This window comes from uncultured Corynebacterium sp. (assembly GCF_937999985.1).
In the GTDB taxonomy this organism is placed as follows: Bacteria; Actinomycetota; Actinomycetes; order Mycobacteriales; family Mycobacteriaceae; genus Corynebacterium.
In genome coordinates, this window is the sequence record NZ_CALLDG010000025.1 from 1 (window position 1) to 1,262 (window position 1,262).

The 1,262-nt window shown below is 56.5% G+C and carries 3 protein-coding genes and 1 pseudogene; all 4 read left to right on the plus strand.

Annotated features, from left to right (window positions below):
* A pseudogene (locus Q0331_RS01105) lies at positions 1 to 247 on the plus strand (hypothetical protein); the annotation flags it as partial.
* Positions 248 to 778 carry a hypothetical protein gene (locus Q0331_RS01110; protein WP_298074117.1) on the plus strand — a complete coding sequence of 177 codons (531 nt, stop codon included), beginning with the start codon at positions 248 to 250 and terminating at the stop codon, positions 776 to 778.
* Positions 753 to 1,085, plus strand: coding sequence for a hypothetical protein (locus Q0331_RS01115; protein WP_298074119.1), 333 nt, complete (start codon positions 753 to 755; stop codon positions 1,083 to 1,085). Before Q0331_RS01110 ends, Q0331_RS01115 begins: the two co-directional genes overlap by 26 nt.
* Positions 1,069 to 1,262 (plus strand): ribonucleotide-diphosphate reductase subunit beta (locus Q0331_RS01120; protein WP_298074121.1); only part of this gene is annotated, 194 nt, incomplete at its 3' end. The genes Q0331_RS01115 and Q0331_RS01120, both read left to right, overlap by 17 nt.

Genomic DNA, 1,262 nt, shown 5'->3' on the forward strand with positions numbered 1-1,262 from the left:
GCGCCGTATCACTATTCAACCAGGTAAGGATCACTATGGAGACCCGTTGATTGGCGACAGGATAGCCGTTGGAAAGTTCCACGTCGTGTTCAGAATCTCGTTTGAGTATCAAGAGCAGCAGGTTATCGAGGTGCGTCACAGGGACGGCGGGTATTCACTCGCCGAGATCAGGGTCAAGCCCGATAACCCAGAGTTTTATGTCGATCTTGCAAAGACCGTCCTAGATTTTCTGAACGGAGGAAAGTAAATGACTAGTCAGCAGCAGCGCTTGGAAGAACTGCAACGGGAGGCTAAAGAACTCGCCAACCAGATCGAACAGCTGGAAGGACAGATCAACAATGCGCAACCCACCAGCAGGCTACTAGGCCGATGGACAAACCACCCGATCAAGCAGGTAGCAGAGTTCATGAAGCTCGGGGGTCAGAAGTTCCCAGACTCCCCCGATCTAGACCTTGAGTGGGAGGAAGTATCCCCGTTCATCTCCCGCATCACCGAGGAGGTCACCGAGTCGCTGAGCTCGTTCAACCTTGCGGACGGCACCATCGACCTAGCGGAGCTCGTGGACGGCTTCATCGACACCGCCTACGTAGCTCTCACCGCAGCCGTCAGGGCTGCTGGCCAGGAGAAGGCTAAGCAGGTGTGGGATGCGGTTGTGGAAGCCAACCTGAGCAAGGTGGACGGTCGATTCGGTCCGGTTGTCCGCGACGAGGAGACTGGCAAGATCCTGAAGCCCGAAGGTTGGGAGGCTCCTGATGTCGCTGGCATTCTCGAACTTTAAGCTCATCGACGCTCGTACCGAGCACGAGGAAGAAGAGGTGTTCGGTACGTGCGAGATGTGCATGTACACAGCCCCGGACACCAGCTACTACTTCAAGTTCCGGGACACCGTAACCGGAGAGGAGTTTGAGGTTCCCGGGTTCCACTGGGAATGGGGAACCAAGTTCGAGATCGAGATTGACAACATCCCCCGGTTCGCCGCGTGGTTGCAGGAGAGGTGGGTTCCTCAGCCCGAATACTCCCACGACTACGGATGGCTTGAGAGCCGGGTACTGGAATACGAGGAGGATAATGCTAACCCCGATTAACTGGAACACCATCCAAGACCCGGTAGATAAAACCGTGTGGGACCGGCTCACAGCCAACTTCTGGCTGGACACTAAAGTCCCCGTGTCCAACGACCTGGACTCGTGGCGCAAGATGACACCGGACGAGCAGGAGGTTGTGAAGCGAGTGTTCGCGTCCCTCACCCTGCTGGACACGGT